29 protein-coding genes and 1 pseudogene are annotated in these 26,738 nt (G+C 66.0%); 17 read left to right on the top strand and 13 right to left on the bottom strand.

From position 1 onward, the window contains the following. Positions 1 to 81: 81 nt before the first annotated feature. On the bottom strand, positions 82 to 1,005 hold the full coding sequence (locus tag A5779_RS11900; protein ID WP_064882044.1) for an NADP-dependent oxidoreductase: 924 nt from the start codon (positions 1,003 to 1,005) through the stop codon (positions 82 to 84). Between the two features lie 21 nt (positions 1,006 to 1,026). Beyond that, entirely contained in the window at positions 1,027 to 1,440 is a 414-nt protein-coding gene (locus A5779_RS11895) for a cupin domain-containing protein (RefSeq protein ID WP_064882166.1), read from the bottom strand. Positions 1,441 to 1,548: 108 nt separating this feature from the next. On the opposite strand from A5779_RS11895, the gene A5779_RS11890 reads away from it, so the two are divergent. After that, a complete protein-coding gene (locus tag A5779_RS11890; protein WP_064882041.1) occupies positions 1,549 to 2,436 on the top strand; it encodes a LysR substrate-binding domain-containing protein in 888 nt (295 codons plus the stop codon). Between the two features lie 13 nt (positions 2,437 to 2,449). Here the strand turns inward: A5779_RS11890 and A5779_RS11885 are convergent, their stop codons facing one another. Both A5779_RS11885 and A5779_RS11880 read right to left on the bottom strand, forming a co-directional pair. Next, positions 2,450 to 3,955: a GMC family oxidoreductase gene (locus A5779_RS11885; RefSeq protein WP_064882039.1), complete on the bottom strand. Its 1,506-nt coding sequence runs from the start codon at positions 3,953 to 3,955 to the stop codon at positions 2,450 to 2,452. A gap of 10 nt (positions 3,956 to 3,965) precedes the next feature. Further along, complete coding sequence (locus A5779_RS11880) at positions 3,966 to 4,154, bottom strand: ferredoxin (protein WP_055119589.1); 189 nt, start codon at positions 4,152 to 4,154, stop codon at positions 3,966 to 3,968. A 118-nt stretch (positions 4,155 to 4,272) separates the two neighbouring features. On the opposite strand from A5779_RS11880, the gene A5779_RS11875 reads away from it, so the two are divergent. Then, positions 4,273 to 4,824: an SMI1/KNR4 family protein gene (locus A5779_RS11875; RefSeq protein ID WP_236734745.1), complete on the top strand. Its 552-nt coding sequence runs from the start codon at positions 4,273 to 4,275 to the stop codon at positions 4,822 to 4,824. A gap of 38 nt (positions 4,825 to 4,862) precedes the next feature. Here A5779_RS11875 and A5779_RS11870 read toward each other — a convergent pair whose 3' ends face one another. The 3 genes from A5779_RS11870 to A5779_RS11860 all read right to left on the bottom strand — a co-directional run bounded on the left by A5779_RS11870 (position 4,863) and on the right by A5779_RS11860 (position 8,419). Then, the gene (locus tag A5779_RS11870; protein ID WP_064882036.1) at positions 4,863 to 5,618 is read right to left on the bottom strand and encodes a DUF6891 domain-containing protein; all 756 of its coding nucleotides are present in this window, start codon (positions 5,616 to 5,618) and stop codon (positions 4,863 to 4,865) included. A gap of 128 nt (positions 5,619 to 5,746) precedes the next feature. Next, the gene (locus A5779_RS11865) at positions 5,747 to 7,165 is read right to left on the bottom strand and encodes a WS/DGAT/MGAT family O-acyltransferase (RefSeq protein ID WP_064882033.1); all 1,419 of its coding nucleotides are present in this window, start codon (positions 7,163 to 7,165) and stop codon (positions 5,747 to 5,749) included. A gap of 27 nt (positions 7,166 to 7,192) precedes the next feature. After that, complete coding sequence (locus tag A5779_RS11860) at positions 7,193 to 8,419, bottom strand: alpha/beta hydrolase (RefSeq protein ID WP_064882031.1); 1,227 nt, start codon at positions 8,417 to 8,419, stop codon at positions 7,193 to 7,195. A gap of 124 nt (positions 8,420 to 8,543) precedes the next feature. On the opposite strand from A5779_RS11860, the gene A5779_RS11855 reads away from it, so the two are divergent. Further along, a complete protein-coding gene (locus A5779_RS11855) occupies positions 8,544 to 10,706 on the top strand; it encodes an acyl-CoA dehydrogenase family protein (RefSeq protein WP_064882029.1) in 2,163 nt (720 codons plus the stop codon). 13 nt (positions 10,707 to 10,719) lie between these two features. Here A5779_RS11855 and A5779_RS11850 read toward each other — a convergent pair whose 3' ends face one another. Both A5779_RS11850 and A5779_RS11845 read right to left on the bottom strand, forming a co-directional pair. Further along, on the bottom strand, positions 10,720 to 11,493 hold the full coding sequence (locus A5779_RS11850) for an SDR family oxidoreductase (RefSeq protein ID WP_064882028.1): 774 nt from the start codon (positions 11,491 to 11,493) through the stop codon (positions 10,720 to 10,722). After that, entirely contained in the window at positions 11,490 to 12,308 is an 819-nt protein-coding gene (locus A5779_RS11845; RefSeq protein WP_082941655.1) for a MerR family transcriptional regulator, read from the bottom strand. Before A5779_RS11845 ends, A5779_RS11850 begins: the two co-directional genes overlap by 4 nt. Before the next feature lie 88 nt (positions 12,309 to 12,396). Here A5779_RS11845 and A5779_RS11840 point away from each other — a divergent pair, with 88 nt between their 5' ends. Both A5779_RS11840 and A5779_RS11835 read left to right on the top strand, forming a co-directional pair. Beyond that, complete coding sequence (locus tag A5779_RS11840) at positions 12,397 to 12,759, top strand: nuclear transport factor 2 family protein (protein ID WP_064882026.1); 363 nt, start codon at positions 12,397 to 12,399, stop codon at positions 12,757 to 12,759. A 27-nt stretch (positions 12,760 to 12,786) separates the two neighbouring features. Beyond that, positions 12,787 to 13,677: an alpha/beta hydrolase gene (locus A5779_RS11835; protein ID WP_064882024.1), complete on the top strand. Its 891-nt coding sequence runs from the start codon at positions 12,787 to 12,789 to the stop codon at positions 13,675 to 13,677. A 241-nt stretch (positions 13,678 to 13,918) separates the two neighbouring features. Here the strand turns inward: A5779_RS11835 and A5779_RS11825 are convergent, their stop codons facing one another. Beyond that, positions 13,919 to 15,454, bottom strand: coding sequence for an APC family permease (locus A5779_RS11825; protein WP_064882020.1), 1,536 nt, complete (start codon positions 15,452 to 15,454; stop codon positions 13,919 to 13,921). Between the two features lie 185 nt (positions 15,455 to 15,639). Between A5779_RS11825 and A5779_RS11820 the strand changes: the two genes are divergently transcribed. The 10 genes from A5779_RS11820 to A5779_RS11775 are packed head-to-tail and all read left to right on the top strand — an operon-like array spanning position 15,640 to position 23,456. After that, a complete protein-coding gene (locus A5779_RS11820) occupies positions 15,640 to 16,920 on the top strand; it encodes a class-III pyridoxal-phosphate-dependent aminotransferase (RefSeq protein ID WP_064882019.1) in 1,281 nt (426 codons plus the stop codon). Further along, the gene (locus A5779_RS11815) at positions 16,917 to 18,464 is read left to right on the top strand and encodes an aldehyde dehydrogenase family protein (protein WP_064882017.1); all 1,548 of its coding nucleotides are present in this window, start codon (positions 16,917 to 16,919) and stop codon (positions 18,462 to 18,464) included. The genes A5779_RS11820 and A5779_RS11815 overlap by 4 nt, the downstream gene beginning before the upstream one ends. Before the next feature lie 4 nt (positions 18,465 to 18,468). After that, complete coding sequence (locus tag A5779_RS11810; protein ID WP_064882015.1) at positions 18,469 to 19,074, top strand: BMC domain-containing protein; 606 nt, start codon at positions 18,469 to 18,471, stop codon at positions 19,072 to 19,074. Further along, entirely contained in the window at positions 19,071 to 19,607 is a 537-nt protein-coding gene (locus A5779_RS11805; protein WP_064882013.1) for a hypothetical protein, read from the top strand. Before A5779_RS11810 ends, A5779_RS11805 begins: the two co-directional genes overlap by 4 nt. After that, positions 19,601 to 19,858 carry a EutN/CcmL family microcompartment protein gene (locus A5779_RS11800; protein WP_064882011.1) on the top strand — a complete coding sequence of 86 codons (258 nt, stop codon included), beginning with the start codon at positions 19,601 to 19,603 and terminating at the stop codon, positions 19,856 to 19,858. Before A5779_RS11805 ends, A5779_RS11800 begins: the two co-directional genes overlap by 7 nt. A 31-nt stretch (positions 19,859 to 19,889) precedes the next feature. Then, the gene (locus A5779_RS11795; protein ID WP_019347921.1) at positions 19,890 to 20,171 is read left to right on the top strand and encodes a BMC domain-containing protein; all 282 of its coding nucleotides are present in this window, start codon (positions 19,890 to 19,892) and stop codon (positions 20,169 to 20,171) included. A gap of 2 nt (positions 20,172 to 20,173) precedes the next feature. Next, positions 20,174 to 20,836 carry a hypothetical protein gene (locus tag A5779_RS11790; protein WP_064882009.1) on the top strand — a complete coding sequence of 221 codons (663 nt, stop codon included), beginning with the start codon at positions 20,174 to 20,176 and terminating at the stop codon, positions 20,834 to 20,836. After that, on the top strand, positions 20,836 to 21,840 hold the full coding sequence (locus A5779_RS11785; protein ID WP_064882007.1) for a phosphotransferase enzyme family protein: 1,005 nt from the start codon (positions 20,836 to 20,838) through the stop codon (positions 21,838 to 21,840). The genes A5779_RS11790 and A5779_RS11785 overlap by 1 nt, the downstream gene beginning before the upstream one ends. 19 nt (positions 21,841 to 21,859) lie before the next feature. Next, positions 21,860 to 22,639: a 3-oxoacyl-ACP reductase FabG gene (gene fabG / locus A5779_RS11780; RefSeq protein ID WP_064882005.1), complete on the top strand. Its 780-nt coding sequence runs from the start codon at positions 21,860 to 21,862 to the stop codon at positions 22,637 to 22,639. A 49-nt stretch (positions 22,640 to 22,688) separates the two neighbouring features. Continuing rightward, positions 22,689 to 23,456, top strand: a complete 768-nt coding sequence (locus tag A5779_RS11775; RefSeq protein ID WP_064882003.1) for a GntR family transcriptional regulator — start codon at positions 22,689 to 22,691, stop codon at positions 23,454 to 23,456. 55 nt (positions 23,457 to 23,511) lie between these two features. On the opposite strand, the gene A5779_RS11770 is transcribed toward A5779_RS11775, so the two are convergent. Beyond that, positions 23,512 to 23,793, bottom strand: a complete 282-nt coding sequence (locus A5779_RS11770) for a hypothetical protein (protein WP_064882001.1) — start codon at positions 23,791 to 23,793, stop codon at positions 23,512 to 23,514. A 48-nt stretch (positions 23,794 to 23,841) separates the two neighbouring features. Beyond that, complete coding sequence (locus A5779_RS11765; RefSeq protein ID WP_064881999.1) at positions 23,842 to 24,834, bottom strand: alpha/beta hydrolase; 993 nt, start codon at positions 24,832 to 24,834, stop codon at positions 23,842 to 23,844. A gap of 69 nt (positions 24,835 to 24,903) precedes the next feature. Between A5779_RS11765 and A5779_RS32955 the strand changes: the two genes are divergently transcribed. After that, a complete protein-coding gene (locus A5779_RS32955) occupies positions 24,904 to 25,605 on the top strand; it encodes a UdgX family uracil-DNA binding protein (protein ID WP_082941654.1) in 702 nt (233 codons plus the stop codon). On the opposite strand, the pseudogene A5779_RS11755 reads toward A5779_RS32955, so the two are convergent. Beyond that, a pseudogene (locus A5779_RS11755) lies at positions 25,521 to 26,279 on the bottom strand (Orn/Lys/Arg family decarboxylase); the annotation flags it as partial. The gene A5779_RS32955 and the pseudogene A5779_RS11755 overlap by 85 nt on opposite strands. A gap of 169 nt (positions 26,280 to 26,448) precedes the next feature. Between A5779_RS11755 and A5779_RS33845 the strand changes: the two are divergent. Next, the coding region (locus A5779_RS33845) for a hypothetical protein (protein ID WP_131811638.1) at positions 26,449 to 26,738 on the top strand (290 nt) is incomplete at its 3' end.

Here is a 26,738-nt window from a genome sequence, read left to right as displayed (position 1 = left end):
CCCACCACCGCGAGCGTGCGTGTTTGTCGCCCGACACGCCTTGAAACGGCCGCATTATGCGCACGCTCGCGGTGTGCGGCTTCAGCTGCCCTCGACCACCCGGATGATCGTCTTGCCCGCGACGCGTTTCGCCGGGTTGAACGCCGACACCGCATCCGAGAGCGGAAGGACCGCACCGACAGTCGGCCGCAGTTTGCCGTCGCGCAGTTTGCGCTCGAGCATCACGAGTTGCGTCCGGTCGGGTTCGACGACGAAGAAGACTGCCCGAGCGTCCGCCGGTTGAACCCGGGGTGGTTCGGCGATGGTGACCAGGGTGCCACCCGCCCGCACCAACTGCGCTGAGCGATCCAGGATCTCACCGCCGATCACGTCGAACACCACGTCGACCTGGCCGACGGCCTCTTCCCACCCGCCTTCCAGCACGAGGAAGGCATCGGCCCCCAGCTCGAGCGCGGCGTCCCGCTGCGCTGCCCGACCGGTACCGATCACCCGGGCTCCGCGTTCGCGCGCCAGCTGCGCCGCGATCGATCCGACAGCACCGGCCACGCCGTGGATCAGCACGGTCTGCCCGGCCGCAAGGTGCCCGTGGTCGAACAATCCCTGCCAGGCTGTCAGTCCCGAGATCGGAAGTGCTGCCGCAGTGGTGTGGTCGACACCGGCCGACAGCGGCGCAAGATTTCGCGCCTCGACCGCGACGTACTCGGCGAGAGTGCCGTTGCGGGCCCAGTCGGTGACCCCGAAGACCCGTTGCCCGACCGTGAGGCCCGTTGTGCCATAGCCGAGTTCGACAACTACGCCCGAGACTTCATGACCAGGCACGGCGGGCGTCCTGTCCCGCCCGGCGCGATCGACCCAGGTTCCCGGCCAGTCCAGCTCACCGGGAGTGAAAGCGGCCGCGTGCACCGCGACGATGACGTCGTTCTCGGCCGCATGCGGGTGGGGGATCTCGGACAGCGACAGTCCGTCGGCGCCCGCAGCGCGGTCGCCGGTGATCAGGGCTTTCACGGTTGTTTCCTCGTTCCTCGGTCAGCCGATGTTGATTTGACGCGCGTCCGGATGACGCAGGTGGTCGCGGGCCTGGATCTCGTCGGGACCCAGCATGGTGATCATGTCGACGCCCGGAGCGCAGATGCAGACCGCCAGGAAAACAGCGCGGTGGTGCGGGTCCAGATTCGCGACCTGGTAGTGGACCACATCTCCACCGGGCTCCCAGAACGCCTCTCCCGCAGCAATGTTCCGGGGTGCCTCACCCTCCAGCTCGAAGAGGATCGTCCCCTCCAGCGCGTAGCCGAAGACGGGTCCGGAGTGACGGTGCGGCTGCACGCCAGGGTCGGCCGGCGGGATCTCGATGATCTGCGTCATCGCATGCGCGCCCTCGGGAATCCGGGGCGGGGTGACGCACAGCAGATCGGTGACCGTGACATTGCCTGCAGCCAGCATGTTCACTTCCTTCGTTCGAATCTTGCCCTTCCATCAGACCAATGCCAATCCATCAAGTCCAACGAACAATATTGATCATCTCTATCGCGAAACGAGATACTCGAGGTCATGGAACTTCGCCAGCTTGAGTACTTCATCGCGGTCGCGAGTGAGATGAGTTTCTCCCGGGCCGCGAACCAGACACACGTTGTCCAGTCGGCCCTGTCCACGGCAGTGGCGAAACTGGAGAAGGAACTCGGAGTGGATCTGTTCGACCGCTCCAAACACCAGATCAGGATCACACCTGCGGGAGAGCTGTTCCGTGAGCATGCCCGCCGAGTGGTCCAGTCCGCGCGACTGGCAAAGGACGCGGTGAGCGCGTACCACGGAGAGCTGACCGGAACGGTCGACCTCGGGTCGCTGATCTCGTTCGGCACGCTCGACGTACCTGAGATACTCGGCGACTTCCACCGCGAGTATCCGCTTGTCCGCATCAGGTTGCGGCAGAGCCAAATTGGTTCCATGGCCTATCTTTCGGCGATCACCGACGGCTCACTCGACCTGGCTCTGGTATCGGCACCGGACCGGTTCCCCGCGCGCGTTCAGATGCAGTTGCTGTGCCGAGAACCGATGGTGTTCGTCTGCCGCAGGGATCATCCGTTCGCAGACCGCAATGACGTCGAGGTCGCTGAACTCTGCGACGAGGATCTGATCGGGTTTCCGCGCGAATTCGGCCTCAGACGTCTCGTCGACACCGCTTTCGCGGCTGCCGGCGTCGACGCCCGGGTGTCTCACGAGGTGGCTCTCGAATACTCGATTGCCGGCCGTCTGGTCCGACACGGCCTCGGCACCATCGTGATGCCCGCCAGTGAGGCCGCGCACTATCCGGACCTGCGCGCCATCGAGATACGACCGGCGATCATGTGGGACATCTACCTCGCCTCAGCCGAACAGTCACGGCTCGGCCCCGCCAGCGCCAAGCTGGCAGAATTTCTCCTCGCCTCCGCCCCGGCGTGAGCGGCGAGCAAAGTCACACTCCGAGTAGGAGATCCGCAGCGCGGTGCGCGATCATCATGGTGGGCGCGTTGGTGTTGCCCGAGGTCAGTGTCGGCATCACGGATGCGTCGATGACGCGGAGTCCGTCGATGCCGTACACGCGCAACTCGGGGTCCACGACCGACGCGTCATCGGTACCCATGCGGCACGTTCCGACCGCGTGGCCGATGCTGGTCTCCCGGCGGGCCAGCCATGCGTGATCCTGATCGCCGGTGTTCAGGTACGCACCCGCAATGCCTTTCATGGCCGAGGCACCCTCGACGACGTCACGGGCATGGCTCATCCCCTTGCGCAGCCGATCGATGTCGTCTCCATCACCCAAACGCTCGAACTCGATCCTGGCCTTACCGTCGTGCAGTCCGACCCGGCCCCGGGTCTGCGGATGCATGAGCACGGTGTAGACGGTGAACCCGTCGACGCGCTCGATGGCCGTGCGGCCCGTGCTCCCGTCGAGCTCGTAATGTATGGGGCTGACCGCGATTTGGAAATCGTCGGTGAAGATCTGGGCTTCGAACGGCGACATGGTGAGTACCCCGGTGCCGCCGAGCAGCAGTGAGCCGACACCCTTCAGCGCCCTGATCGGCCCGAGTGTATTTGCCGTCGGCACCTTCGATTCCCAGAACTGAGTGCCGACCAGGTGGTCCTGGAAGTTCTCGCCGACGCCGGGAAGCTCGAGCACGGTGCCTGCCGGTCCGATGCCCGAGCGCAACAGCAGCGTCGGTGAGCCGATGGCGCCTGCGCTCAAGATAACGTCCTGGCGGGCAAGCAGTTTGCGACCCCCGCACTCGACGCCGACAGCTCGACCGTTCTCGATGAGGATCCGCGACACCGTCGTTCTGGCCAGCAGCCGGGGCCGTCGATCTCGGGGTAGCGACCGGAGGAAGCCATGCGCCGAGGAGACCCGCAGGCCTCGACGCTGGTTGACCTGGGTTCGAGATACTCCCAGTTGCGACCGTCCGTTCTGGTCTGGGTTGCGGTCGTGTCCGGCCTCGGCGGCGGCAGCGATGAACGCCTCGTCGACCTCGTGGTGGTGTCCACACCACGACACCGGAATCGGGCCGGCGTCGCCGCGATACTCGTCACCGCCGCCGATCCAGTTCTCGATGGCCTTGAAATGCGGCAGAACCTCGTCGTACGACCAACCTTCGCATCCGGCCGCGGCCCAGCCGTCGTAGTCGGCGGCGCGACCGCGCACGTAGACCATGGCATTGATGGACCCGCTGCCGCCGATGATCCGTCCACCGGGGAAGTGTTCGGCGATGTCGCCCTTACTCGGATCGGGCGCGCACTGATGTTTCCAGTTCGCCGTCAGGTAGAGCGAGGCAATCCCGGTCGGTACGCGAACATCGGGGCGGCGATCCGTGCCGCCGGCCTCGATCAGCACCACATCGGCACCTGCCGACGCCAGTCGCGACGCCACGACCGATCCGGCCGAACCAGCACCGACGACGATGTAATCGGCGACCAATCTATCTGCCACGCAAGCGAGGCTAGCCGCGGCGCAGGGCCGCCCGTGGGCATTCCTCGATCGCTTTAGCGGCGACTTCTTCCAGCCCGGCCGGCACCGGATCCAGTTGGACCACCGAGTAGTCGTCCTCATCGAGTTGAAACAGCTGCGGCGCGAGCTTCTCGCAGATGGCATTGCCTTCACAGCGATCCAGGTCGACTTCGACGCGCACGGTAGCCTCCAGAGGAGTTTATCCAAGTTTCGTTTGTAGAAACCCTACTCCTCAACCGGCGAACAGACGCGCTGAAACGGCCAATCGAGGATGGGGGCGCGTCTTTTGGTGAGTGCGTGTGGATCTCGCCGACGCCGGTCATAACGCAAAGTGCGCGATGTGTAGCTTGGGCGGCATGCACCCGGCGCACGTGTGGAGGGACCTGGCTGAGCCGGGGTCCGATCAACTCCCACTGACGGACGAGCTGCTCGATGCCACCGAAAGTCAACTCGGTGTGCGATTACCTGAGGCGTTGGTCGCCCTGCTGCGTGCAAGGAACGGCGGGGTTCTTCAGCTCCGTTTTCCGCCTGGGCGCAATTACAACACCGTCCACTACTCCATCCGGGGCATCGGCCCGAAATGGCCGCGCATCGAAAAGGACGCCTGGTGGCATGACCCGGAGTGGGGCCCGCCGCGACCCGCCGACGCCGAGTGGTTGATTCCCTTTGACGGCGACGGGCATTGGGACCTCTGTCTCGACTATCGGCGTTCGCCGGTCGATTCGTCCGGCTTGCGGGTGCACCCCGCGATCGTCGTGGTCGATACCGAGGAATTTGAGCCGAACATCGAATCCTTTGTTGCCGAGTCCTTCGATGGCTACCTCGCCCAACTCGTTCCAGACGACGAGTAGCGCGGCCAAGCCGCAACATCCATTGCGACGCCCCGCCGCTAGGCGTTACCGCCGAGTGGTTTCAGCAGACTCCCCAGCCAGCGCATCGGACCCGGCCACGTCCGGCTTTCCCCCTGCACCGATGCCGGGCCGCGGGACGGCAGCGGCTTGCGCCACTCATTGATCCCGATCTCAATTCGCTGGTGGCGTGACCCAGACCAGTACGTAGTCAGACCAAAACTCTCGACCACTGCGACGATTCGCTGCCCCACCATCGTGTCGGTACGGTCCTTCACCTCCTCGGCCGCCGCTTCGTCCCCGTCGTAGGAGGCCTGGACCAATGCCTCCGGCAAGTCGGGATGCGCACGAAAAGAGCTGTATCCCAATGCCAATTTCGGCGGGTATTCACCTAGCCGCAGTGCATCCTGCTCGTGGAAAAAGGTGTAGGCCCACTCGCGGTAGCGATACCAGTCCGGCGGATTCGGATTGAGGGTGCGCTCGTCGTCGATCTCGCTGGTGCCACAGGTCATGCAACAGGAGAAGCACATCCGACCGAGGATGCCCTCCGATTCCAGCTGGGTGAACGTGTCCTTCAACCGACCGTAATCACCGGTGTCGAGCCAGGCGGCCTGCTCGGCCACCCGCTCATCCCACATCGATCCCACCAGGAGCGCCGCGTCGTCAGGCTGCAGCACTTCGGAATCGGATGCCCATTCGAGCAAGTCGTCGTAGTCCCAGAACCCGGCGATCAGTCGAAGCCTGAGCTCCTCCTGCAGTTCGGCGAGATCACCAGTCTCCGAGTCTGGGCTGTCCATTGGCCACATCCTTCCGTTTGGCCGGTTCATCCGGAAACCCGGTTGATGTGCGACTACGCGAGCGTGCGGCAACTGTCACTGTTGCACGGCGAGTAGGCAGACAAACACGCACGCTCGCGGTGCAGAAGTCACTGCGGCATCGCCGACTCGACCACGGTCAACTTGTCCGAAAGTCCTGCGACCCTGCGAATTTCGCGGAACTCGTCGACCATGCCCTCGGTGACCTCGTGCGGATCGTCGACCGTGGCATCGTCGGAGAGCACCGAGATGTTGAGCTGATCGACGTAGCTCCACACCGTGATGTTCAGCCCGCTGCCCGTCGTGATCGGCCCGACCGAGTAGATCTCGGTGACGGTGGCCCCGCCGACCTTGCCGCGTTCCCGCGGTCCCGGCACGTTCGAGATGTTGAGGTTGAGCACCTTGTTCTGACCGTCTTGATGTGACAGCCATTTGAACGCTGCCTCGACCGGCGCCGGCGGCATGTAGGCGGCCCAGCGCGCGATCAGTTCCGGACCGATCAGTTGATGACTTTCCTTCGCCAGCGCGGCTGCATCGTGCGCGCGCTGCACCCGCTCGGCGGTGTCGGCGATATCTACCGGCAACGCCACCAACACACCGCTGAAGCGGTTACCCGAGATGCGGTCCGGCGAGAAGTCGAAGCTCATCGGCACCGAGGCCAGCAGCGGATGGTCGGCCTTGCCGTCGTATTTGAGCGACAACGTGCGCAGTGCCCCCGACGACATGGCCAACACCAGGTCGTTGATCGTCACCCCGAGTTTCTTGCTCGTTTCCTTGACGTCAGCCAATGCCAGTGTGGCCGTGGCGAACAGGCGCTTCTCGTCGAGGATGTGGTTCATGAAGCTGGGCGGCGGGGTGAACGGCCGGGTCAACTCGGGCGACAGCTTGCGGCTGCTGCGTCGAACCCGCCCGAACCCCTTGGCCGTGTATCGCATGGTCCCGGGCAACCGGCCGAGCTGACGCATGTGATCGGCGAACGCGGAGCGCACCAGTTCGGACTTGCTGGGCGCAGGATCGGTGGCATAGGAGTCGTCGTCGCGGTCCGGGCCGTCGCGTAGATCCATCCCGCGGGCCAGGAGATTGGCCGAGGCCACCCCGTCGGCCAGGGCGTGGTGGATCTTGCCGACCACGGCGATGCGCCCGTTTGCCAAGCCTTCGACGAAGTACATCTCCCACAACGGCCGGCTACGGTCCAGCGGGGTACTGCCGATCTCACCGATGGCCTCGTCGAGTTCACGGCGCCCGCCCGGGGCACGTACCCGCCATGGCCGGACGTGGTACTCCAGGTCGACGTCGCAGTTCTCCCGCCACATCGGGTGGTGGAACTTGAACGGGATGTCCACGAGCTGGTAACGGAAGGGGTCCAGCTTGTGCAGCCGTCCGCGGATCACCTCCCGGAACTCGTCAATTCCGAAAGTCCGCTCACCCATGTCTTCGAGCGCGATGACCGCGATCTTCAACGTGTGCATGTGCACGTTGGGCGTCTCTGTATACAGCAGGAACGCGTCCCACCCACTCAACCGCTTCACGGTGTCCCTCCCCAGGTGTGGAAACGTCTATATGACCGCTTTAGCCTCGTCCATCGCCCGGTTTCGGTGAATCTGGTTGAGGAACAAGCCGATTGCCGTAGCCATCGTCCCGGTTCTGGCCCCGTCCGTCATGTCGAAGGCATGTCCGGCGCCGGGCAACTCGATGTAGCTGACCACGGCCCGCGACACCGACCTGAGCTTGTCGACGAAACTGCGTGCCTGCGCGACCGGGATGACACTGTCGCCGGTGCCGTGGATAACCAGGAACGGCGGTGCATCGGGATGGATTTGCGCGATCGGTGAGGCCTTCCGGAAGATCTCCGGATACCGATCGAGCTTGCGGCCCACCACGATCCGTTCCAGGAAATCGACGAACCGGACCCGCTCCTCGGTGGAGCGGTCCTCCCAGTCGTAGCGCCCGTATATGCCCACTACGGCATCGACCGAGGTGTCGGCGCCCTCCGGCAGGTCTCCCTGGAGCTCGGGGTCGTTCGGGGTGAGCCCGGCCAGCGCGGCCAGATGACCACCGGCCGAGCAGCCCGCGAGGGCGACGAAGTTGCGGTCGCCGCCGAACTTGTCGACATTGGCCCGCGCCCAGGCGATGGCGGCCTTGACGTCGGTGATGTGGCGCGGCCAGCGATGATGCGGGGCCACCCGGTAATCGATCGACAGACACACCCAGCCCTGCTGGGCCAGATGTGACAACAGCGCGTAGCCCTGGAGGATCCGGCCACCGTGTACCCAGGCACCGCCCGGCACGAACAACAGGACGGGAGCGGGGGCTGCGCTGGGCAGATCCTTGGACCGCCACACATCGAGCAGTTGGGTCGGGTCGTCGCCGTAGCGCACCGAGGTTCGGTACACGTCGCGCCGGTACTCGTAGGTGTGCCACAACGGCGCCACGCTGTCGGGGGCCGGCCAGTCGATGGCCAGGTCAGCCGGCGAGACCACCCCGCGCAGCGCCTCTTGGGCAACGGCGTTGGTCTGCTCCCGCTCCGCCTGCCGCAACTCGCTGTTGTCCGGGGCGAACCATGACTTCGCCGAGGAGGCGACGAACTCGGGCAGATGGCGGAATCCCCACACGCTCATGGCAGCTAGGGCGCCGAGCGGTTCCAGGTGCTTGCCCACGACCGGCAGCGAAGCTGATGCCACGCTAAGGGCCAGCATATGGTCGGAAGGCTTGGCATGCAGCAACCATTTTGCTCGATCAGCGAGCGTCGGTGCGGGGTACCGGTTATCCGGTCGTGCCGTCATTGCGCGAGCGTACCCCGCAGCCTATTGACTCAGGCGACAACTTCGCCGACTTGTCCACCCGGCGTCGAATTGTGACCTGCATCACGTCGACTTAACCGCGTCAGCCCCGTTAGCTTCGCTAACCATGACTAAGTCTGCGCTGGCCATCACCGAAGAGCACCTGGATCTCGCCGATGCGGCACTCGGGCAGCTGAACCGTCTCGACAGCCGCGCAGCCGCCCGCGCCACCCTGGAGAAGGCAGGCAGCTATCCCGCCGAGATCTGGGCGGCGGGCGCCGCACTCGGCTGGAACGGACTGGCCGTCTCCGAGGAGTACGGCGGCTCCGGGTTCGGTCTGCCCGAGCTGGCCGTGGTGGCCGAGGTCGCCGGACGCGAACTGTCCCCGGGACCGTTCCTGCCCACCGTGTCCGCGGCTGTGGTCATCGACCGGTATGCACCGGATTCCGTTCGCGCCGAACTCCTCCCGGGCCTCGCCGAGGGAACGACGGTGGCAGCACTCGGACTGGCCGGCTCGGTGAGCATCGACGCCCACGGACTCCTCGGCGGACAGGCCCGCGCGGTGCTGGGCGCCCCCGACGCGCAGGTGCTGGTCCTGGCCGCCGGCGACGACGTCGTCATCCTGGACGCGATGGCGGACGGAATCACCGTCACCGCACAGGATTCCCTGGACACCACCCGGAGCATCGGCGCGGTCGACCTGCGTGCCGTGGCCGTCGACGAGAGCCGGATCCTGCGTGGCGCGGCGCGCGGGGCCCGCACGGTGTTCCGCATCCTCGGCTCAGCCGAGGCGGTCGGTGTCGCCTGGGCCGCACTGGACATGGCCGTCGAGTACGCCAAGGTACGTGAGCAGTTCGGTCGCACCATCGGCACCTTCCAGGCCGTCAAACACCACGCGGCCAACATGCTCGTCGACGCCGAACAGACCACCGCAGCAGTGTGGGACGCCGCCCGCGCCGACACTCTCGACGGTGCCCGGTTCGCCGCCGCGGTGGCCGCCGCCCACGCCATCCGGGCCCAGATCTTCTGCGCCCAGACCAACGTTCAACTGCACGGCGGCATCGCCTTCACCTGGGAGCACGACGCGCACCTGTACCTGCGCCGGGCCCGGACCCTGGCCGCAGTGCTCGGTGACGGCGCCGATCCGCTGGTCGACGTCGTCGACGGGCAACGCAGCGGGCAGGCGCACGGGGCGTCGTTCACACTGCCCGAAGACGCCGAGCAGTACCGCCAGGACGCACAGGCCGCCGCATCGGCGGTGCGGGCGCTGCCCGAGGACAAGCGCCGCGACTATCTGGTGGATTCCGGCTACCTGGTGCCGCACTGGCCCAAGCCCTACGGGCGCGCCGCAGATGTGTTGGAACAGTTGGTGATCGAGGAAGAATTCACCGACATCGAGCGCGCAGACATGGGCATCACCGGCTGGGTGACTCTGACCATCGCCCAAGCCGGTACCGACGATCAGCGCGAGCGCTGGGTGGAACCCGTGCTGCGCGGTCAGGTGATGTGGTGCCAGCTGTTCTCCGAGCCGGGAGCGGGTTCGGACGCGGCCGCCGTGCGGACCGCCGCCAAGAAGGTCGACGGCGGCTGGCGGGTAACGGGTCAGAAGGTGTGGACCAGCCTGGCTCAGCACTGCCAGTGGGGCCTGGCCACCGTGCGCACCGACCCCGACGCACCCAAGCACGCCGGCGTCACGATGATGGCGATCGACATGAAATCACCTGGAGTGACGGTGAATCCGTTGCGTGGCCTGACCGGTGACGCACACTTCAACGAGGTGTTCTTCGATGACGTGTTCGTTCCGGACGCCGACGTGGTCGGCGACGTGAACAAGGGCTGGCTGGTCGCGCGGGCCACCCTGGGCAATGAGCGCATCTCGATCGGCGGCGGGTCCGCGGCCCCGACCGGATTCGACGCCGACGAGCTGGTCGCCCTGATCGACGCCGACCCCGACGGCGCGCGGTACGTGCGCCGCGCCGGCGAAGTGATTGCCGTCGGCCACACGCTCCGGTTGCTGAACCTGCGCCGGGTCAGCCGGGCCATCGCAGGCACCGAGCCAGGACCGGAGGGCAACGTCACCAAGCTGCTGGTAGCCGAGCACTCACAGCATCTGACTGAACTCGGTATGGACCTGGTCGGGACGGCCGGGGTGACCGGACAGACAACGAAGCTGACCCGGGCCTACCTCGGCAACCGAGCGATGACGATCGCCGGTGGCACATCGGAGATCACCCGCAACACCATCGCCGAACGCATCCTCGGCCTGCCCCGCGACCCGCTGCTGAAATAGCTCGCGGGCGCCTCTACACCGTCGGGACGGTACCGCCGTCGACGACAATGTCGGCACCCACGATGGAAGAGGCCGCATCCGACACCAGAAACGCGACCACTTCTGCGACTTCGGCAGGCTGGGCCGGCCTGCCGAGCGGGATGCCACCGAGCGCGGACATCAGCGATTCGAGGGCGTCCTCTCGGGATCCGTCGGTGGCCGTGGCAATGCGATCGATCAACGCCTCGGCCGCCGTGGTCTGGATGAACCCGGGTGAAACGGTGTTGACCCGAACACCTTTGGCCGCCAGTTCATTGGCCAGGCCCTTGCTGTAGGCCCGCAGCGCCGCCTTGGCCGCGGCGTACCCCAGGGTTCCGTCGTAGAGCGGCATCCGGCTCTGGATCGATCCGACGTGCACCACCGCACCCCGGCCGTCGTCGATCATCGTCGGCAGCAATGCCCGGTCGAGCCGGACCGCCGCCAGCAGGTTCAGGTTCAGCTCGTCGGCCCAGTTCCGATCGCTCAGCGATGCGAACCCTCCGGGTGGTGCGCTGGAGCCGCCCGCCGTGTGGACCACGATGTGCGCGCCGCCGTTCTGACGGATGTGCGACGCCAGGTCGGCGATGTCGGCCGCCGAGGTGAGGTCCGCGGCGAGGAAATCGTCTGCCGCCGCGGCGCCGTCACGGTCGGGGCGACGAGCCACCGCGGTGACGTGAGCGCCGGCGGCCCGCAGTCGGTGGACGATCGCCGCGCCGGCACCCTTGGTACCGCCGGTGACCACCGCGCGCCGCCCGTCGAGGGCGTTCATGCGTCGGCCCGAAAGACCGGCCAGCACAGAGTGGTACGCCACTGCGCGGAATCATCTGTGTCCCAGACGAATCGCTCGTAGTACTCGCGCAGCGGACCCTCGACACTGATCTCCCGCTGTGTCGCATACTCGCCGAGTGCGCTGTATGCCAGGTCCACATCATCGTGGGGACCACGGTGGTTCACCACCGCGAGTTCGGCCGCCGGGACGGTCTGCCGTTCGACCCGGCCGACCGGGCGAACGCGGCCGTCGACCGGGATGAAGACCGTCGCGGCGCCGCGGTCACCACTGAAGATGTCGAACCCGAACAACGCGCCGGGTGCGCCGGTCGCCACCAGCCCGGGATCGGCGTGGACCGTGGCGCGAAGTTCCCCGACGGCGCCCTGCCACCAGGCCGGCAGATCGTCACGATCCACCGTCGCCGTGATCGCGGCGGCCGCAACCGCCGGGACACTGCGGTACTCGATGCTCGACGTCTCATCCGGCGGCTCCAGGATGGCCCGCAAGGACTCGACGGCGCTGCGGGTGGCGGTAAGCCGATCCTCCAGCCGTCGCAGATGATCACTGATCAACGCATTGCGCTCGGCCGGTGCGACAGCGAGCACCGCGCGTAAATCGGCGATCGGCATGTCGAGCTGACGCAGGCGGCGCACCACTTGCGCAGTGGCCACCTGCTCGACGGTGTAGTAGCGATAGCCCGAAGAAGAGTCGATGCGGTCGGGTACGAGCAGGCCTACCTCGTGGTAGTGCCGCAGCGTCTTGACCGGCAATTGCGTCATCCGCGAGAAGTCGCCGATGGACAGGGCGATGTTCACGTGCCCAGTGTGGCGTCTCCCCCAGGGGGAGACTCAAGCACGGCGCCGGGGTTGACTCTCCCGCCGCCGACGACGCGAGCCTGACGTCATGTCCCGTGATATCTCAGATCAGCTCCCCGCAGTCGTGCGCCGCTACGTCGACGCAGTCAACGCCTTCGACACCGATGCCGTGCTGGCCACCTTCACGGCGGACGCCGTGGTCAACGACAACCACCGCGAGTTCGCCGATACCGCGGCCATCCGCACTTGGATCGCCCGGGAAATCACCGGTGACCGCGTCACCATGGAGGTCACCGACGCCGACGTACGGCCAGGGGTGATCGTCGTGTGCGCCCGCTATGACGGCGAGTTCGACAAGACGAACCTGCCTGACGAACTGATCCTGACGAACTACATCGTGGTCCGTGACGACGCGATCGCGGCACTGTTTATAGCCTTCAACAACAGCTGACCAGACCGGCACGGTAGAACTGACGGTGTGACCGTCAGCACAGCCTTTCACCCCGATCTCGAACGCATCGCCCGGTTCATCCCGCGCCAGCTGGTGACCAGGCGTTCGCTGCCGTTGCTGCAGCGGCTGACCCGCCTGCAGAACCGGCAGACACCCAAGGACGTCGAGGTGTTGACCCTGAGCTCGGGAGCAGGCGTCCGGCTGTTTCGCCCGAAGGGAGTCACCGAGCCGACGCCGGCGCTGCTGTGGATCCACGGCGGCGGCTACGTGCTGGGTAGCCCGGCACAGGATGACGCCCTGTGCCGGCGGTTCGCCAAGGAACTCGGTGCCACCGTGGCCGCCGTCAAGTATCGGCTGGCGCCGCAGAATCCCTACCCGGCCGGGTTGGAGGACTGCTATGCCGCGCTGAAGTGGCTGGCGGGGCTGCCCGCGGTCGATCCCACCCGGGTCGCCGTCGCCGGTGCCAGCGCCGGAGGCGGCCTGGCCGCGGCGCTCGCCCTGCTGGCCCGCGATCGCGGGGAGGTACAGCTGGCGGCCCAGATCCTGGTGTATCCGATGCTGGACGACCGCTCGGTGGGCCCGGAGCTGGAGAACCCCGGTCATCGGCTGTGGACCCAGGGCAGCAACAGATTCGGCTGGTCGGCCTACCTCGGCGGCGCCGATCCGGCCGTCGCCGTACCGGGCCGCCGCCAGGATCTGGCCGGGCTGCCGCCGACCTGGATCGGGGTGGGCACGCTGGACCTGTTCCACGACGAGGACCTGGCCTACGCCGAGCGGCTGCGCGCGGCGGGGGTGGACTGCCAGGTCGAGCAGGTGTACGGAGCTTTCCACGGGTTCGATCAGATCGCGGCGAAAACCCCCGTGGCCCAAGCCTTCATGGCCAGTCAAGCCGGCTATCTACGGGCGGCGTTCGGCTAGTTCGCGGCGGTGACGCAGGTACACGCAGGCCCGTTCCAGCAGACAGCGGTCGGCTCTCGAGAGGGAACCGGCCCTGGGCACCAGGCACTGGACGGTCCGGGCGAAGCGCAGGCATAGCTGGTCGGTTGTCATACCGAACTCGAGCCAGACGTCGTCCTCGCGCGGACCCCCGTAGGGAGCCCACGCGAGGACGAACTTCAGCAGGAGACGCTCGAAGGAGTCCATCTACCGGTCGAACGCGTCAATCTCGAACAACGTTGTCCTCGAACACGATCCGGCCGATCAACTCGTAGCGGCGCGGATCGCGCAGCTTGAAGTAGGTGGCCATTCCAGCGCCGAGGACGAAGATGCCCACCACGATCCACGGCGTCAGTTTGAACAGCAGGGTGCCGGATGCGGTGCCCGCGGCGGCGTCCTTGTGTTCCCACAGCAGGTACACGACATAGAGCATGCCGATCCCGCCGAGGCCGGGGGCGATGAGCGTCTTGAACCAGTGCTTGGACACCGGGTGGTTCTTCCGGATGTGGAAGTAGCTGATCACCGAGAAGGCACACAGCGACTGCACGATCAGGATCGCCATCGTCCCGAGGATCGCGAGCAGCGTGTACATGTGCACGTAGGGATCCATTCCGGCGAACAGGAAGGCCAGGATGATCACCAGTGCGATACCGCTCTGCACGAACGAGGCGATGTAGGGCGAACCGTGTGTGGGATGTGTTGAGCCGATGGTCTTCTGCAGTCCCTTGGACAGACCTTCGCGACCGAGCGCGTAGAGGTAGCGCGAGGCACAGTTGTGGAATGCCATCCCGCAGGCGAACGATCCGGTGACCAGCAGCACGTTGAACACCGTGATCGCCCATTCGCCGTAGGCATCCCGCACCGGGGCGAAGAAGATCTCCGAGGACGTGGCGGAGTCCTGCGCGAGTTCCACCGCGTGCTGCGGACCGGTACCGGCGATCGCCATCCAGGACACGAACACGTAGAACACACCGACACCGACGACGCTCAGCATCGTGGCGCGGGGGATGATCTTCTTGGGGTTACGCGACTCCTCGCCGTACATGGCGGTCGACTCGAACCCGACCCATGACCAGAATGCGAAGAACAGGCCCAATCCGGCACTCGCACCGGCGATTCCAGCTGCCGGAGAGAAGGCGCCAATCGGGTTGATGGTCTCGGCGATCGCGAATCCCTGCGGCCCGCCGCCTTTGAACAGCACCGCCACCGCGCCGAGCGCCAACATCACGATCTCGGTCACCAGGAACACGCCGAGCACCTTGGCGGTCAGGTTGACATCGAAGTAGGTCAGGGCCGCGTTGATCACCAGCATCAGCAATGCCGGGATGATCCAGTGGATATGGACACCGAGCTGGGATTGCATGAAGTTCTGGAAGAAGAACGAGAAGATCCCGATGAGCGAGGCCTCGAAAACCACGTAGGCCATGGTGATCAGCCCGCCGCTGGCCATCCCGACGATACGGCCGAGGCCGTGGGAGATGTAGCCGTAGAACGCGCCGGTGGTGGTGATGTGCTTGGCCATGGTCGCGTAGCCGACGGCGAAGAGGCCGAGGACGACCGTCGCCACGATGTAGCCGGCTGGAGCGTGTGAACCATTTCCGAAGCCAACTGCGATCGGGACATTGCCGACCATTGCGGTGATCGGTGCAGCCGTCGCCACCGCCATGAAGATCACGCCGACCGTCCCGACGGCGTTGCGCTTTAGTCGCTGTACATCGTGAGCTGCAGATTCGCTCTTTGCGACAACTTGTTCGGTCATCTAGCGGAATACCTTCCAGGTAACAGTGGATGCTCGATGTGGCCTGGGCCACAGTGCGAACCTAAGGCATATTGGCACGACCAAAAGCGGTTCGCAAGCGCTACTTGCAACCATTGACACAAATGGTTGCGACCGTTTACGGTGAGGGCCATCACAGCTACCGGGTAGCTACTCAAGGGAGCCGCATGTACGACTACGGCACGTTCACGTTCGAATCCAAAGCCGAAGTGCTGGATAGGGCGAAGACGTTCTGGAATCCAGACAAGACGCAGTTCTGGACCGATACGGGTGTCGATCTGGTGATCGACCGCAGGGAAGGCTACTTCCTATGGGATATGGAGCAGCGTCGTCTCATCGACATGCACCTCAACGGCGGCACCTACAACCTCGGTCACCGCAATCCCGAAGTGATGCAGGCGATTACCGAAGGCATGCAGCACTTCGACGTCGGTAACCACCACTTTCCCTCGGTGGCCCGTACCGCCCTGGCGCAGCGCCTGGTCGAGACGGCCCCGGCGTCGATCAAGAAGGTCGCGTTCGGGTCAGGTGGCGGCGAGGCCATCGACATCGCGCTCAAGAGCGCCCGGCACGCGACCAAGCGCCGCAAGATCGTCTCGATCGTCAAGGCCTATCACGGCCACACCGGCCTGGCGGTGGCCACCGGCGACGACAGGTTCGCCAAGTTCTTCCTGGCCGACCAACCCGATGAGTTCCTGCAGGTGCCGTTCAACGACATCGCCGCGATGGAGAAGGTGCTGGCTCCCGGTGATGTCGCCGCGGTGATCATGGAGACCATCCCGGCCACCTACGGATTCCCCCTTCCCGCACCGGGATACCTGGAAGCGGTAAAGGCCGCGACCGAGAAGCACAGCACGCTCTACATCGCCGACGAGGTGCAGACCGGTCTGATGCGCACCGGTGAACTGTGGGCCATCACCAAACACGGCATCGAACCCGACATCCTGGTCACCGGCAAGGGCCTGTCCGGCGGCATGTACCCGATCACCGCGGCCCTGCTCGGCGATCGGGCAGCGCAGTGGCTCGATGAGGACGGCTTCGGACACATCTCCACCTTCGGCGGCGCCGAACTCGGTTGTGTCGCGGCGATCAAGACCCTGGAGATCTGTACCCGCCCCGAGGTGCGCTCGATGGTCCATTACATCTCCGACATCTTCGACCAGGGCCTGCGCCGCATCCAGGCCGACCACCCGGACTGGTTCGTCGGAATCCGGCAGAACGGTGTGGTCATCGGTCTGGAATTCGACCATCCCGAGGGCGCGAAGTTCGTGATGCGCGAGCTCTACCAGAACGGGGTCTGGGCGATCTTCTCGACACTGGATCCCCGTGTGCTGCAGTTCAAACCGGGTCTTCTGCTCTCGCGCGAGTTGTGCGAAGACGTCCTGGACCGCCTCGAAGTAGCGGTGAGCCGGGCCAAGACCGCCGCCATCGGACGGAAGGCATCATGACCAGTACTGCACAGGCGGGCCACATGCTCGAACGGGCCAGATGGGCCGCCGCGGCCTACGCCGACTACGACGCAGCCGCGGTGAACAACATCGTCAACGCGGTGGCCGAGGCCGGCTACGCCGAGGCCGAGCGCTTTGCCGCCGAGGCGGTCGCCGAGACCGGCATGGGTGTGGTGGCTGACAAGGTCACCAAGAACCGGGCCTGCTCGCGCGGCATCGTCGATTACTACCGCGGAGAAGACTATGTGTCACCCCGGATCGACGAGGCTCGCAAGATCGTCGAACTGCCTCGCCCCGCGGGGGTGGTGCTGGCACTGACGCCCACCACCAATCCCGTTGCCACCGTGTATTTCAAGGTGATCCTGGCACTGATGACGCGCAACGCCGTCGTCGTCGCGCCCCATCCCCGGGCCAAGCAGTGCTCGGTCGAGGCCGCCCGCGTGCTCGCCGAGGCCGCCGTCGCGGCCGGTGCGCCCGACGGCATCGTGCAAGTCGTCGATGAGCCGTCGATTCCCCTGGTCCAGGCGCTCATGGCCGACGAACGCACCGACGTCATCGTCGCCACGGGCGGCACCGGCGTGGTCCGAGCCGCGTACTCGTCGGGCAACCCGGCGCTCGGGGTCGGCCCGGGCAACGTCCCCGTGTTCGTCGACGCCAGTGCGGACATCAACGCCGCCGCCAAGCGGATCGTGGACAGCAAGGCATTCGACAATTCGGTGCTGTGCACCAACGAGTCGGTGCTGATCGTCGAAGAGGCCGTCGCCGACAAGCTGCGCTCGGCGCTGACCCGGGCCGGGGCGCACATCCTCGACGAGGACGGCGCCCGGCGGCTGCGGGCCTACATGTTCGCCGACGGCCACCTCAACACCGATGTGGTCGGACGGGACGCTGCGTGGATCGCCGGGCAGGCCGGCCTGCGGGTGACCCCGAAGACCCGCGTGCTGATCGCGCCGTTCGACGACGTGATCACCGAGGAGATGCTGGCCCACGAGAAGCTGTCCCCGGTGCTCGGCATGACCACCGCTGCCGACGCCGCGCGAGGGATTCGCGCGGCCCGGGCCGTGGTGCGGATCGGCGGGGCCGGGCATTCGGCCGCCATCCACAGCGAGAACCCCTCGGTCATCACCGATTTCGCCGCGCAGGTTCCCGTGCTACGGGTATCGGTCAACGTCGGAAACTCCACCGGAAGCTCCGGGCTGGACACCAACCTGGCACCGTCGATGACCATCGGCACCGGGTTTGTCGGTCGCAGTTCGATCGGAGAGAACCTGCAGCCGCAGAACCTGGTCAACTGGGCCCGTGTCGCCTACAACAGCGACGCCGGGGTGCCGATGGGCAATTTCGCGGGCATCAACCCGTGGCACTCCCCCGCCGGTCCGGTGCCCGAATATCCCCGCGCCTCCAACGACCGCGACGGCGTACCCGTCACGCCGCGCCGTTCGTACCCGGCTGCCAACCGGTCCTCGGACCCCGGGCTGGACACGCTGCGGGCCGAACTGCGCGCACTGGTCGTCGAAGAACTCGCACAACTGATCAAGAGGTAGGGCTGTGGCTGAACTTCGTTCCTTCATTTTCATCGACCGGCTGCAACCGCAGACCATGTCGTATCTGGGCACCTGGATCAAAGGTGCCCTGCCCCGGGCCGACCAGGCCGCCCAGATCATCGAGGTGGCTCCCGGTCTGGACATCGAGGGCGTCACCGACGTCGCCCTCAAACACGCCGAGGTCAAGGCCGGAATCCTGGTTGTCGAACGGCAATTCGGCTACCTGGAGTTCCACGGCGAGACCGGAGCGGTCAAAGCCGCCGCCGACGCCGCGCTCGACGAGCTGGGCGGCGACACCGGAAGCGCTGTGGCACCGAATGTGCTGGCCTCGCGGATCATCTCGAGCGTCGACCATCAGCACGCATTCCTGATCAACCGCAACAAGATCGGGTCGATGGTGCTGCCGGGTGAGTCGTTGTTCGTGCTGGAGGTCCAGCCCGCGTCGTACGCCATCCTGGCCACCAACGAGGCCGAGAAGGCCGCCGACATCAAGGTGGTCGACTTCCGGATGATCGGCGCCACCGGCCGCGTCTACCTGTCCGGTACCGAAGCCGACATCCGCACCGCGGCCGAGGCCGCCCAGGACGCACTCGCCAGGGCCACGGCATGAACCGTGACGAGCTGCGCGCCCTGGTGCGCGAGGTGGTGCGGGAGGCCGTCCGGGATGCCGGCGCCGCCGCCAAGACTCCGGGGCCGGTGGCTGTCCCCCCACCACCGGCTCCGGCTCCAACAGCACCGCCGACGGTCGCAGCATTGTCGGCACCGCCGACGGTCGCAACCCAGTTCGGTGTGGAACCCACCGGGCCCCGCGCCGTCGACGGCAAGAACCGCACCGAGACCGTGCAGCTGGCCAACGACAGGGACCTCGACACCTTCGTCCGGAAGTTGTTGCGTCTCTTCGAAAGCCCCAAGACGCGCGCTGATCTGAAGGCCGGCCGGCTCAGGTTCCGGCTGGCCGGAGCATCCCGCACGTCGGCCGGCGGGGCCAGCAGGCGCATCGACAGCGGCGCGGTCACCGAACGCCAAATCGCCGACATGGCCGGCGGCACGCTCGTGCTCGGTCGCAAGGCGGTGCTCACCCCGCTGGCCCGGGAGAAGGCCCGCACCTTGGGAATCAAGATTGAAAAGGAGCCAAAGTGCTAGCAGCGACTGTCACCGGCAACGTGTGGTCGACCCGGCGCATCGACGGTATCCCCGCAGGCGCCTTCCTCGAGGTCGAGGTCGACGGCACCGGATCGAAGCTGATCGCCTTCGACGTCCTGGGTACCGGCGTGGGCGAGCACGTCCTCGTGGCCCAGGGCTCGGTGGCGTCGGGTTGGTTCACCGGAACCCCGCCGCCCGTCGACGCCCTCATCATCGGATCCATCGATATCAATACAGACACCCAACCCTGATAGCGAACCCAACAAATAAGGAGAAACACCTATGTCCAGCAACGCAATCGGATTGATCGAAACCAAAGGCTTCGTGGCTGCGCTCGCTGCCGCCGATGCCATGGTGAAGGCCGCCAACGTCACCATCACCGACCGGCAGCAGGTCGGCGACGGCCTGGTCGCCGTGATCGTCACCGGTGAGGTGGGTGCGGTCAAGGCCGCCACCGAGGCCGGCGCCGAGACTGCCTCCCAGGTGGGCGAACTGGTCAGCGTGCACGTCATCCCGCGTCCGCACAACGAGCTCGGCGCACACTTCTCGGTCGCCAGCAAGTAGTCATGCCTACCAAAGCGGAGGAGAGCACGCGGATTCGCACCCAGATCCGCGTCTACCTGTTGGTGGAGGACCTGCAGCGCCAGTTCGCTGCGTACCTCGGAACGCCGACCCGGGCCAGGGGATACCCACCGTACGAGGGCGAGCATGCGCTCATCGTCGAGGTATCCCCCGCCCTGGCCATCGAGCGGGTGATCGATCTGGCCCTGCGTGAAGTCCCCGGCATACAGCCCGGAATCCTTTACGTGGAACGCCAATTCGGAGTCCTGGAGATCCACTCGGCCAACCTGGACGATGTCCGGCGGGCCGGCGAGGCGATCCTGGCCGGCACCGGCAACAAGGCATCCGATCAGTTGCGGCCGCGGGTCCTCTACCACGACATCATCGAGAGCATCACCGATCAGCACGCGGTGATCCTCAACCGCAACCGGCAGGCATCGATGATCCTGCCCGGGCAGTCGCTGCTGGTGTACGAGATGACCCCGGCGCTGTTCGCGGCGGTCGCGGCCAACGAGGCGGAGCGCGCCGCACCCGGGCTTACCGTGGTCGACGTGCAGATGATCGGCGCTGCTGGAAGGCTCTACATCGGTGGCAGCACCGCGGATGTCACGGTGGCACGGGACCGGATCACCGCAGTGCTCGACAGTATCGAAGGACGGGATCACTAATGGTCATCACCGACGAGGTCGATGTCGCACAACTGGCGTTACGCCAGTACGACATCGGGACAGACGCGACCCTGAGGTTGCTGAACCTGTCCGAGAATGCCACGTATCTCGTCGAGGACGGCAGCACCCGGTCCATCCTTCGAGTGCACCGGCAGGACTACCACCGGCCCCACGAGATCGAGTCCGAACTGGACTGGCTGCAGGCACTTCAGACTGACGGTGACGTCACTGTGCCCTCGGTGCTACCGGCCAGAGACGGTCGGCGGCTGGTCACGGTCCAGGGCGAGGAGACCGGCGGAGTCGCCCGGCATGTCGTACATTTCGGCATGGTCGCCGGGGCCGAACCCGACGAGGGGTCGCTGACCCTCGACGATTTCCACACGCTGGGCCGGATCACCGCTGCGCTGCACGACCATTCGCAGCGGTGGGAACGCCCGCCCGGGTTCGGCCGGTTCTCGTGGGACTGGGAGCACAGCCTCGGCGCGAAACCGCGCTGGGGCCGCTGGCACGATGCCGAAGGCGTCGGCCCGGCCGAGCAACAGGTGCTCGAACGCGCCCAGGCACTGCTGCATGACCGGCTGCAGGCGTACGGCACCGGGTCCGACGTCTACGGGCTGATCCACGCCGATCTGCGGCTGGCCAACCTGTTGGTTGACCCTGATCCCGCAGGAACTCCCAACATCACCGTCATCGACTTCGATGATTGTGGATTCGGTTGGCACTTCTATGATTTCGGCACAGCCGTATCGTTCATCGAACACGACCCAGCCCTGCCGGAATGGCAGGACGCCTGGGTGAGCGGCTACCGCACGCGACGCGACCTGCCGGCCTCCGACGAGGACATGCTGGCCTCGTTCGTGCTGCTGCGCAGGCTATTGCTGCTGGCCTGGATGGGCAGCCACAGCCACTCCAGGGAATCGGCCACCAAGGCCATAAGCTATGCCGCGGGTAGCTGTGAACTCGCCGAGCGCTATCTGCGCTCCAACGGCCTCACCTTGACCTGACTCTCAAAGGATCTCAACCATGTTCGCATCGCTTCAGGGCCGCTCGGCCATCGTCACCGGCGGCAGCAAGGGCATCGGCCGCGGCATCGCCCAGACCTTCGCAAATGCCGGCGTGGACGTCTTGATCACCGGCCGTAACCAGTCCGACCTCGACGAGACGGTCTCGGCGCTCGCCGGCACCCCGGGTCGGGTCAGCGCCCTGCGCGCCGACGTGACCAGTCCTGAAGACGCCCGCCAGGTGGTGGACGCCGCCGTCGAACGGCACGGCGGCCTGGACATCGTCTGCGCCAACGCCGGCATCTTCCCGTCCGGACGCCTCGAAGACCTCACCCCCGACGACATCGACCAGGTCCTTGCGGTGAACTTCAAGGGCACCGTCTACATCGTGCAGGCCGCCCTGGCGGCACTGACCGCCAGCGGCCACGGACGCGTCGTCATCACCTCGTCGATCACCGGCCCGATCACCGGATACCCGGGCTGGTCGCACTACGGTGCATCCAAGGCCGCCCAGCTGGGCTTCCTGCGCACCGCGGCGATGGAACTGGCACCCAAGAAAATCACCGTCAACGCGGTCCTGCCGGGCAACATCGTCACCGAGGGGCTGGACGAAATGGGCCCCGATTACCTCAACCAAATGGCCTCGGCAGTACCTGCCGGTCGCCTCGGTTCGGTCGCCGACATCGGTAATGCGGCGTTGTTCTTCGCCACCGACGAGGCCGCCTACATCACCGGACAGTCGCTGGTCGTGGACGGCGGACAGATTCTGCCCGAATCGCACATGGCGATCGCTGAACTCTAGTTCAACCTGGATAGAATTGGCTGGACCAATACACGGGCAGGGGGCCGGGGTGGCAGTTCACAGCGAAGAGTTGCGCAGGCACATCGTCGCCGACATCAACGCGGGCACCCCCGGCGCCAAACTCGGCAGCGAGCGTGACCTGGCCGAACGCTACGGCACCAGTCGCTCCAGCCTGCGCCAGGTGCTGGCCGCGCTGGAAGAAGCCGGGATGGTGCACCGGGTGATCGGCAGGGCCGGCGGCATCTTCATCAGCCACGGTCAGGTGGAGCGGCACCTCTCCGACGTGGTCGGTGTGCCCGCCTTCCTGGCCAACCAGGGATATGTCGCCGGCACCCGGGTGCTCTCGACGCGCATCACCACCCCCGACGACGCCACCCGGAGCGCGCTGCGTCTGGGCGCAGGCGATTATGTCATCGAGATCCAGCGCGTGCGCCTGGCCGACGGCTCGCCCATCTCGCTCGAACACGCCCAGTTCCCCGCAGACGCCTTCCCCGGCCTGCTCGACCAGCAGTTGGGTGGGTCACTCTACGAAATCCTGCAATCCCAATACGGTTTGGTCACCGGCCGGGCCGATGAGCGGATCGAGGCAGTCAACGCCACCAGCAGTGAAGCCACTCTGCTCGGCATCAAGCCCAAGGCGGCACTGCTGCTGATCACGCGGGTCACCTACGACCAGAACGGTTCCCCGTGCGAGTTCTCCCGCGACCTGTTCCGCGGGGACCGCACGGCGCTGGCCGTCACGGCGAAGGGCAGCGGCATCGCCACCCACGCCGATGCCAACACCGCCTCGGTCACACTGCAGCGCCAGGCCGGCTGAGACGGAATTCGCCGCCGCCCGTGCTGATTTCGCCAGCTTCGTCAAGGAGCGGCTGTCAACCGTCCTGAGACTCGTCGTCGGGGCTCACGATCCGGAAGCCGCCAGGCTCGGCGATCGCCTCGTCGACGTCGCGCGCAGGCCCCGGCCCGGCCGGCCGGTCGGGCCGCTCCGCATCCAGCTTGCTCTCGAGCGATTCCGGCTCGCCCGCCCGGTCGGCGCCGTGCCACTGCTCCGGCGGATCGACCACGTCGTCGCCGTCGGCGTTGGCGACTTCGTCGGAATCGGTTGACTCACTCGGCGAGAGAGTGTCGTCCGGGCCATTTTCGATATCGCTCATGGTGGTGGGATGCCCACGGCACCGCCGCGGGAAACTCCGGCAGATCGATCAGGCTGCACTCTGAGCAGGTGCGGCGGTCACACCTTTGACGAAGTCGCCCATGTAGCCGATGGCCTGCCTGCCTTCCGGCAGGATCTCGGCGGCGAGCGGGAAGTCGTGGATCTGGCCGCTCCAGACGTGGAGCTCACACGATGCATGCGCGGCGGCCAGGCGGTCGGCGACCAATTCCGAGTCTGCCAAGAGTAATTCGTCTGCGCCCACGTGGATCATGACCGGTGGCATACCCGTCAGATCCGCCGTGGCCGGATCGATCAACGGCTCGGCGTCACAACGGTTGGGCTCACATTGGCTGCGCCGCACACAGCGGGCGAAGGCCGACAACGCCGCCCCGGTGAACATCGAGCACCGAGAGACGTTGCGGTGAGCCAGTTTTTGCGCGGGGTCCAGATCGATCAACGGCGAGATCGCGGCCAGACCGGCCGCCGGCACCACACCGCGGTCCAACGACCTCAGCGCCGTCCCGAAGGCCAGGTATCCGCCGGCCGAGTCACCGGCGATCACTGTCCGCTCGGCGCCGTAACCCCGCTGTCGAAGCCAGGACAACCCGGCCAGGGCATCCTCGACGGCGTCGGCAAGGCCGCACACGGGCAACATCCGGTAGCCGACGTTGAGCACCAGTGCGTCTGCCGCAGCCGACAATCGAGAAGCCAGAGCACGGTGGGTGTTGAGCCCACAGGTAAGAAACGCCCCACCGTGCAAGTACAGAATCGCGTTACGCCCCGATGTCCCCGGTGCGCGCACCAGTTCCGCCGGGCAATTCGGCAGTGCCACGGGCTGCACCGACACCGACGATCGCCGCGGGACCACTCCGACGAGATGATCGATGGAGCTCAGCGGCCACGCCAGATCAGGCTGCAACGCCCAGGCACGGATCGCGTTCTTCACGGCGAATCGACAGCCGATTCCCAGGACCGCGGCCTCAAGGCTGCTCCTGCGATGCAATACCCGTTTAGCCGCGTATGCCCCGGTCATGTCGATCATCTCCTGTTGTCATGACAACGAATACCCGCACTTGCGCGTGGCAAACGGTTGATCGGGTATTCCACGGCAATGCACAGCGCAGCGCCATTCGTCCCCGAGACACATGAGTTGTCCGAGCTGGCCGGTGCGGCGCGGCACTGTGAAGGCTGTCCGCTATATCGCGACACCACTCAGACTGTTTTCGGGTCCGGACGACCGTCCGCGCGGGTGATGCTGATCGGCGAGCAGCCGGGTGACCAGGAGGACCGGGCAGGAGAGCCCTTCGTCGGCCCGGCCGGCCGCCTCTTGGACAAAGCCCTGGCCGCTGCCGAGATCGACCGCGACGAGCTCTATCTGACCAACGCCGTGAAGCACTTCAAGTTCACCACCAATGAGCGCGGCAAACGCCGTATCCACAAGACCCCCAGCCGCACCGAGGTGGAGGCGTGCCGGCCATGGATCTTGGCTGAATTGGACACGGTTTCCCCAGAGGTCGTGGTCCTTCTCGGAGCGACTGCCGCTAAATCCCTGCTGGGCAATGACTTTCGGGTCTCGCGTCACCGAGGGGAGATCCTCCACGTCGCGGGCCTGATGTCCGGCGGGGACCCCGCGCTGGTAGCGACGATTCACCCGTCGGCCGTGCTGCGCGGACCGTCGGAGACCCGCGACGAAGCGTTCGACGGACTGGTGGCCGACCTTCGCACCGCCTACGCGACGACGCGAACCGTGCGCAGCGAAGGATCGGCGGGGTCCGGCACGTTCATCCCTGCCGCCAGACCGGTACGCAGGTAATCCAGGACTGCCTCGTTGATCCGTTCACCAGGAACCACTGCCGGAATGCCCGGCGGATACGGGGTGATCTGCTCGGCGGAGATCCGGCCGGCCGCCTGCTCCACCGGAACATCCTCGACCCGGCCGAAGAACGCATCGCGGGGCGACGCCACGGTCTCCAGCTCCAACTCCGTCGGCGACGGCAGATCGACCCGCGGCGGCGGGTCGAAATCGTAAGCGGCGTTGCGCCACAGCTTGAGCGCCTCGACCAACCGGCCCGCGGTATCCGGGCCGTCGGCCAACGACATGGTGGCCAGGACCCGGCGATGGTCGGTCATACCCAGGTCGAGTTCACAGCGCTCGCGCAACCAGTCCGACGCCTGGTAGCCCGACGTACCGGTCCCCGACACATCGATCAGCACCTGCAACCGATCCAGATCGTGTGAGGCCTGCTTGCCCAGCAGCTCCTGGTCGAGCACCTCGACGTCGTCGATTTCCTCGATCTCGCGTCGGGTCCGCCCAGCCAGATCCAGTGCGGCGCCCATCAACTCGTGACCGCGCTCGACCATCTGCCGACGCCAGCCGTCAATCGCGCTGTACACCAGTACGTTCGGGCTCGTCGTCATGAGGAGGTCCGCACATGCCGATAACCGGTTCTGGTCCACCAGGTCACCTTGCAGATGAAACACCGAGCCCAGTAGTTATCAGGCGTTAAATTCTCAAAACACGCCTTAAAGGTGTGTTGAAGTGCAGTTTTATCCACGCATACATGTAACCTATTAGGTATGAGCAGCCAAAATTTTGCCGACCGGCAGCGGCGTGGCGCGAGGTTGAGTGTGGGATACCGGGGTAAATGTTTACCCCATGGAACTACACGACGATCCTCAGCAGTTGGTGGAGGAACTCGTCCGGCAGCATGCTCAGGTTTTGGGCGAGGCGCATGGGGATCTGGCTGCGCGGCATCCGGAAGTCCCAGATCGTTTTGTCGATCAGGGCAGCAATGTGCGACCGATCACGGTGTCGTGCTCGGTGTTGGAAACGTTTCTGCTATCGCGGTTACGGCGGGAGACTCCCGATTCGACTCTAAAAGTCAAGGCGGGCAACGGGATGGGAGTTCTTCTGCTCGACGGGAAGGGCTCGCGGATTTATGTGCG

Source organism: Mycolicibacterium peregrinum (genome assembly GCF_001665625.1).
In the GTDB taxonomy this organism is placed as follows: Bacteria; Actinomycetota; Actinomycetes; order Mycobacteriales; family Mycobacteriaceae; genus Mycobacterium; species Mycobacterium peregrinum_B.
The sequence above is the reverse complement of the archived record's forward strand: the minus strand, read 5'-3'. Positions and strand labels throughout refer to the sequence as shown.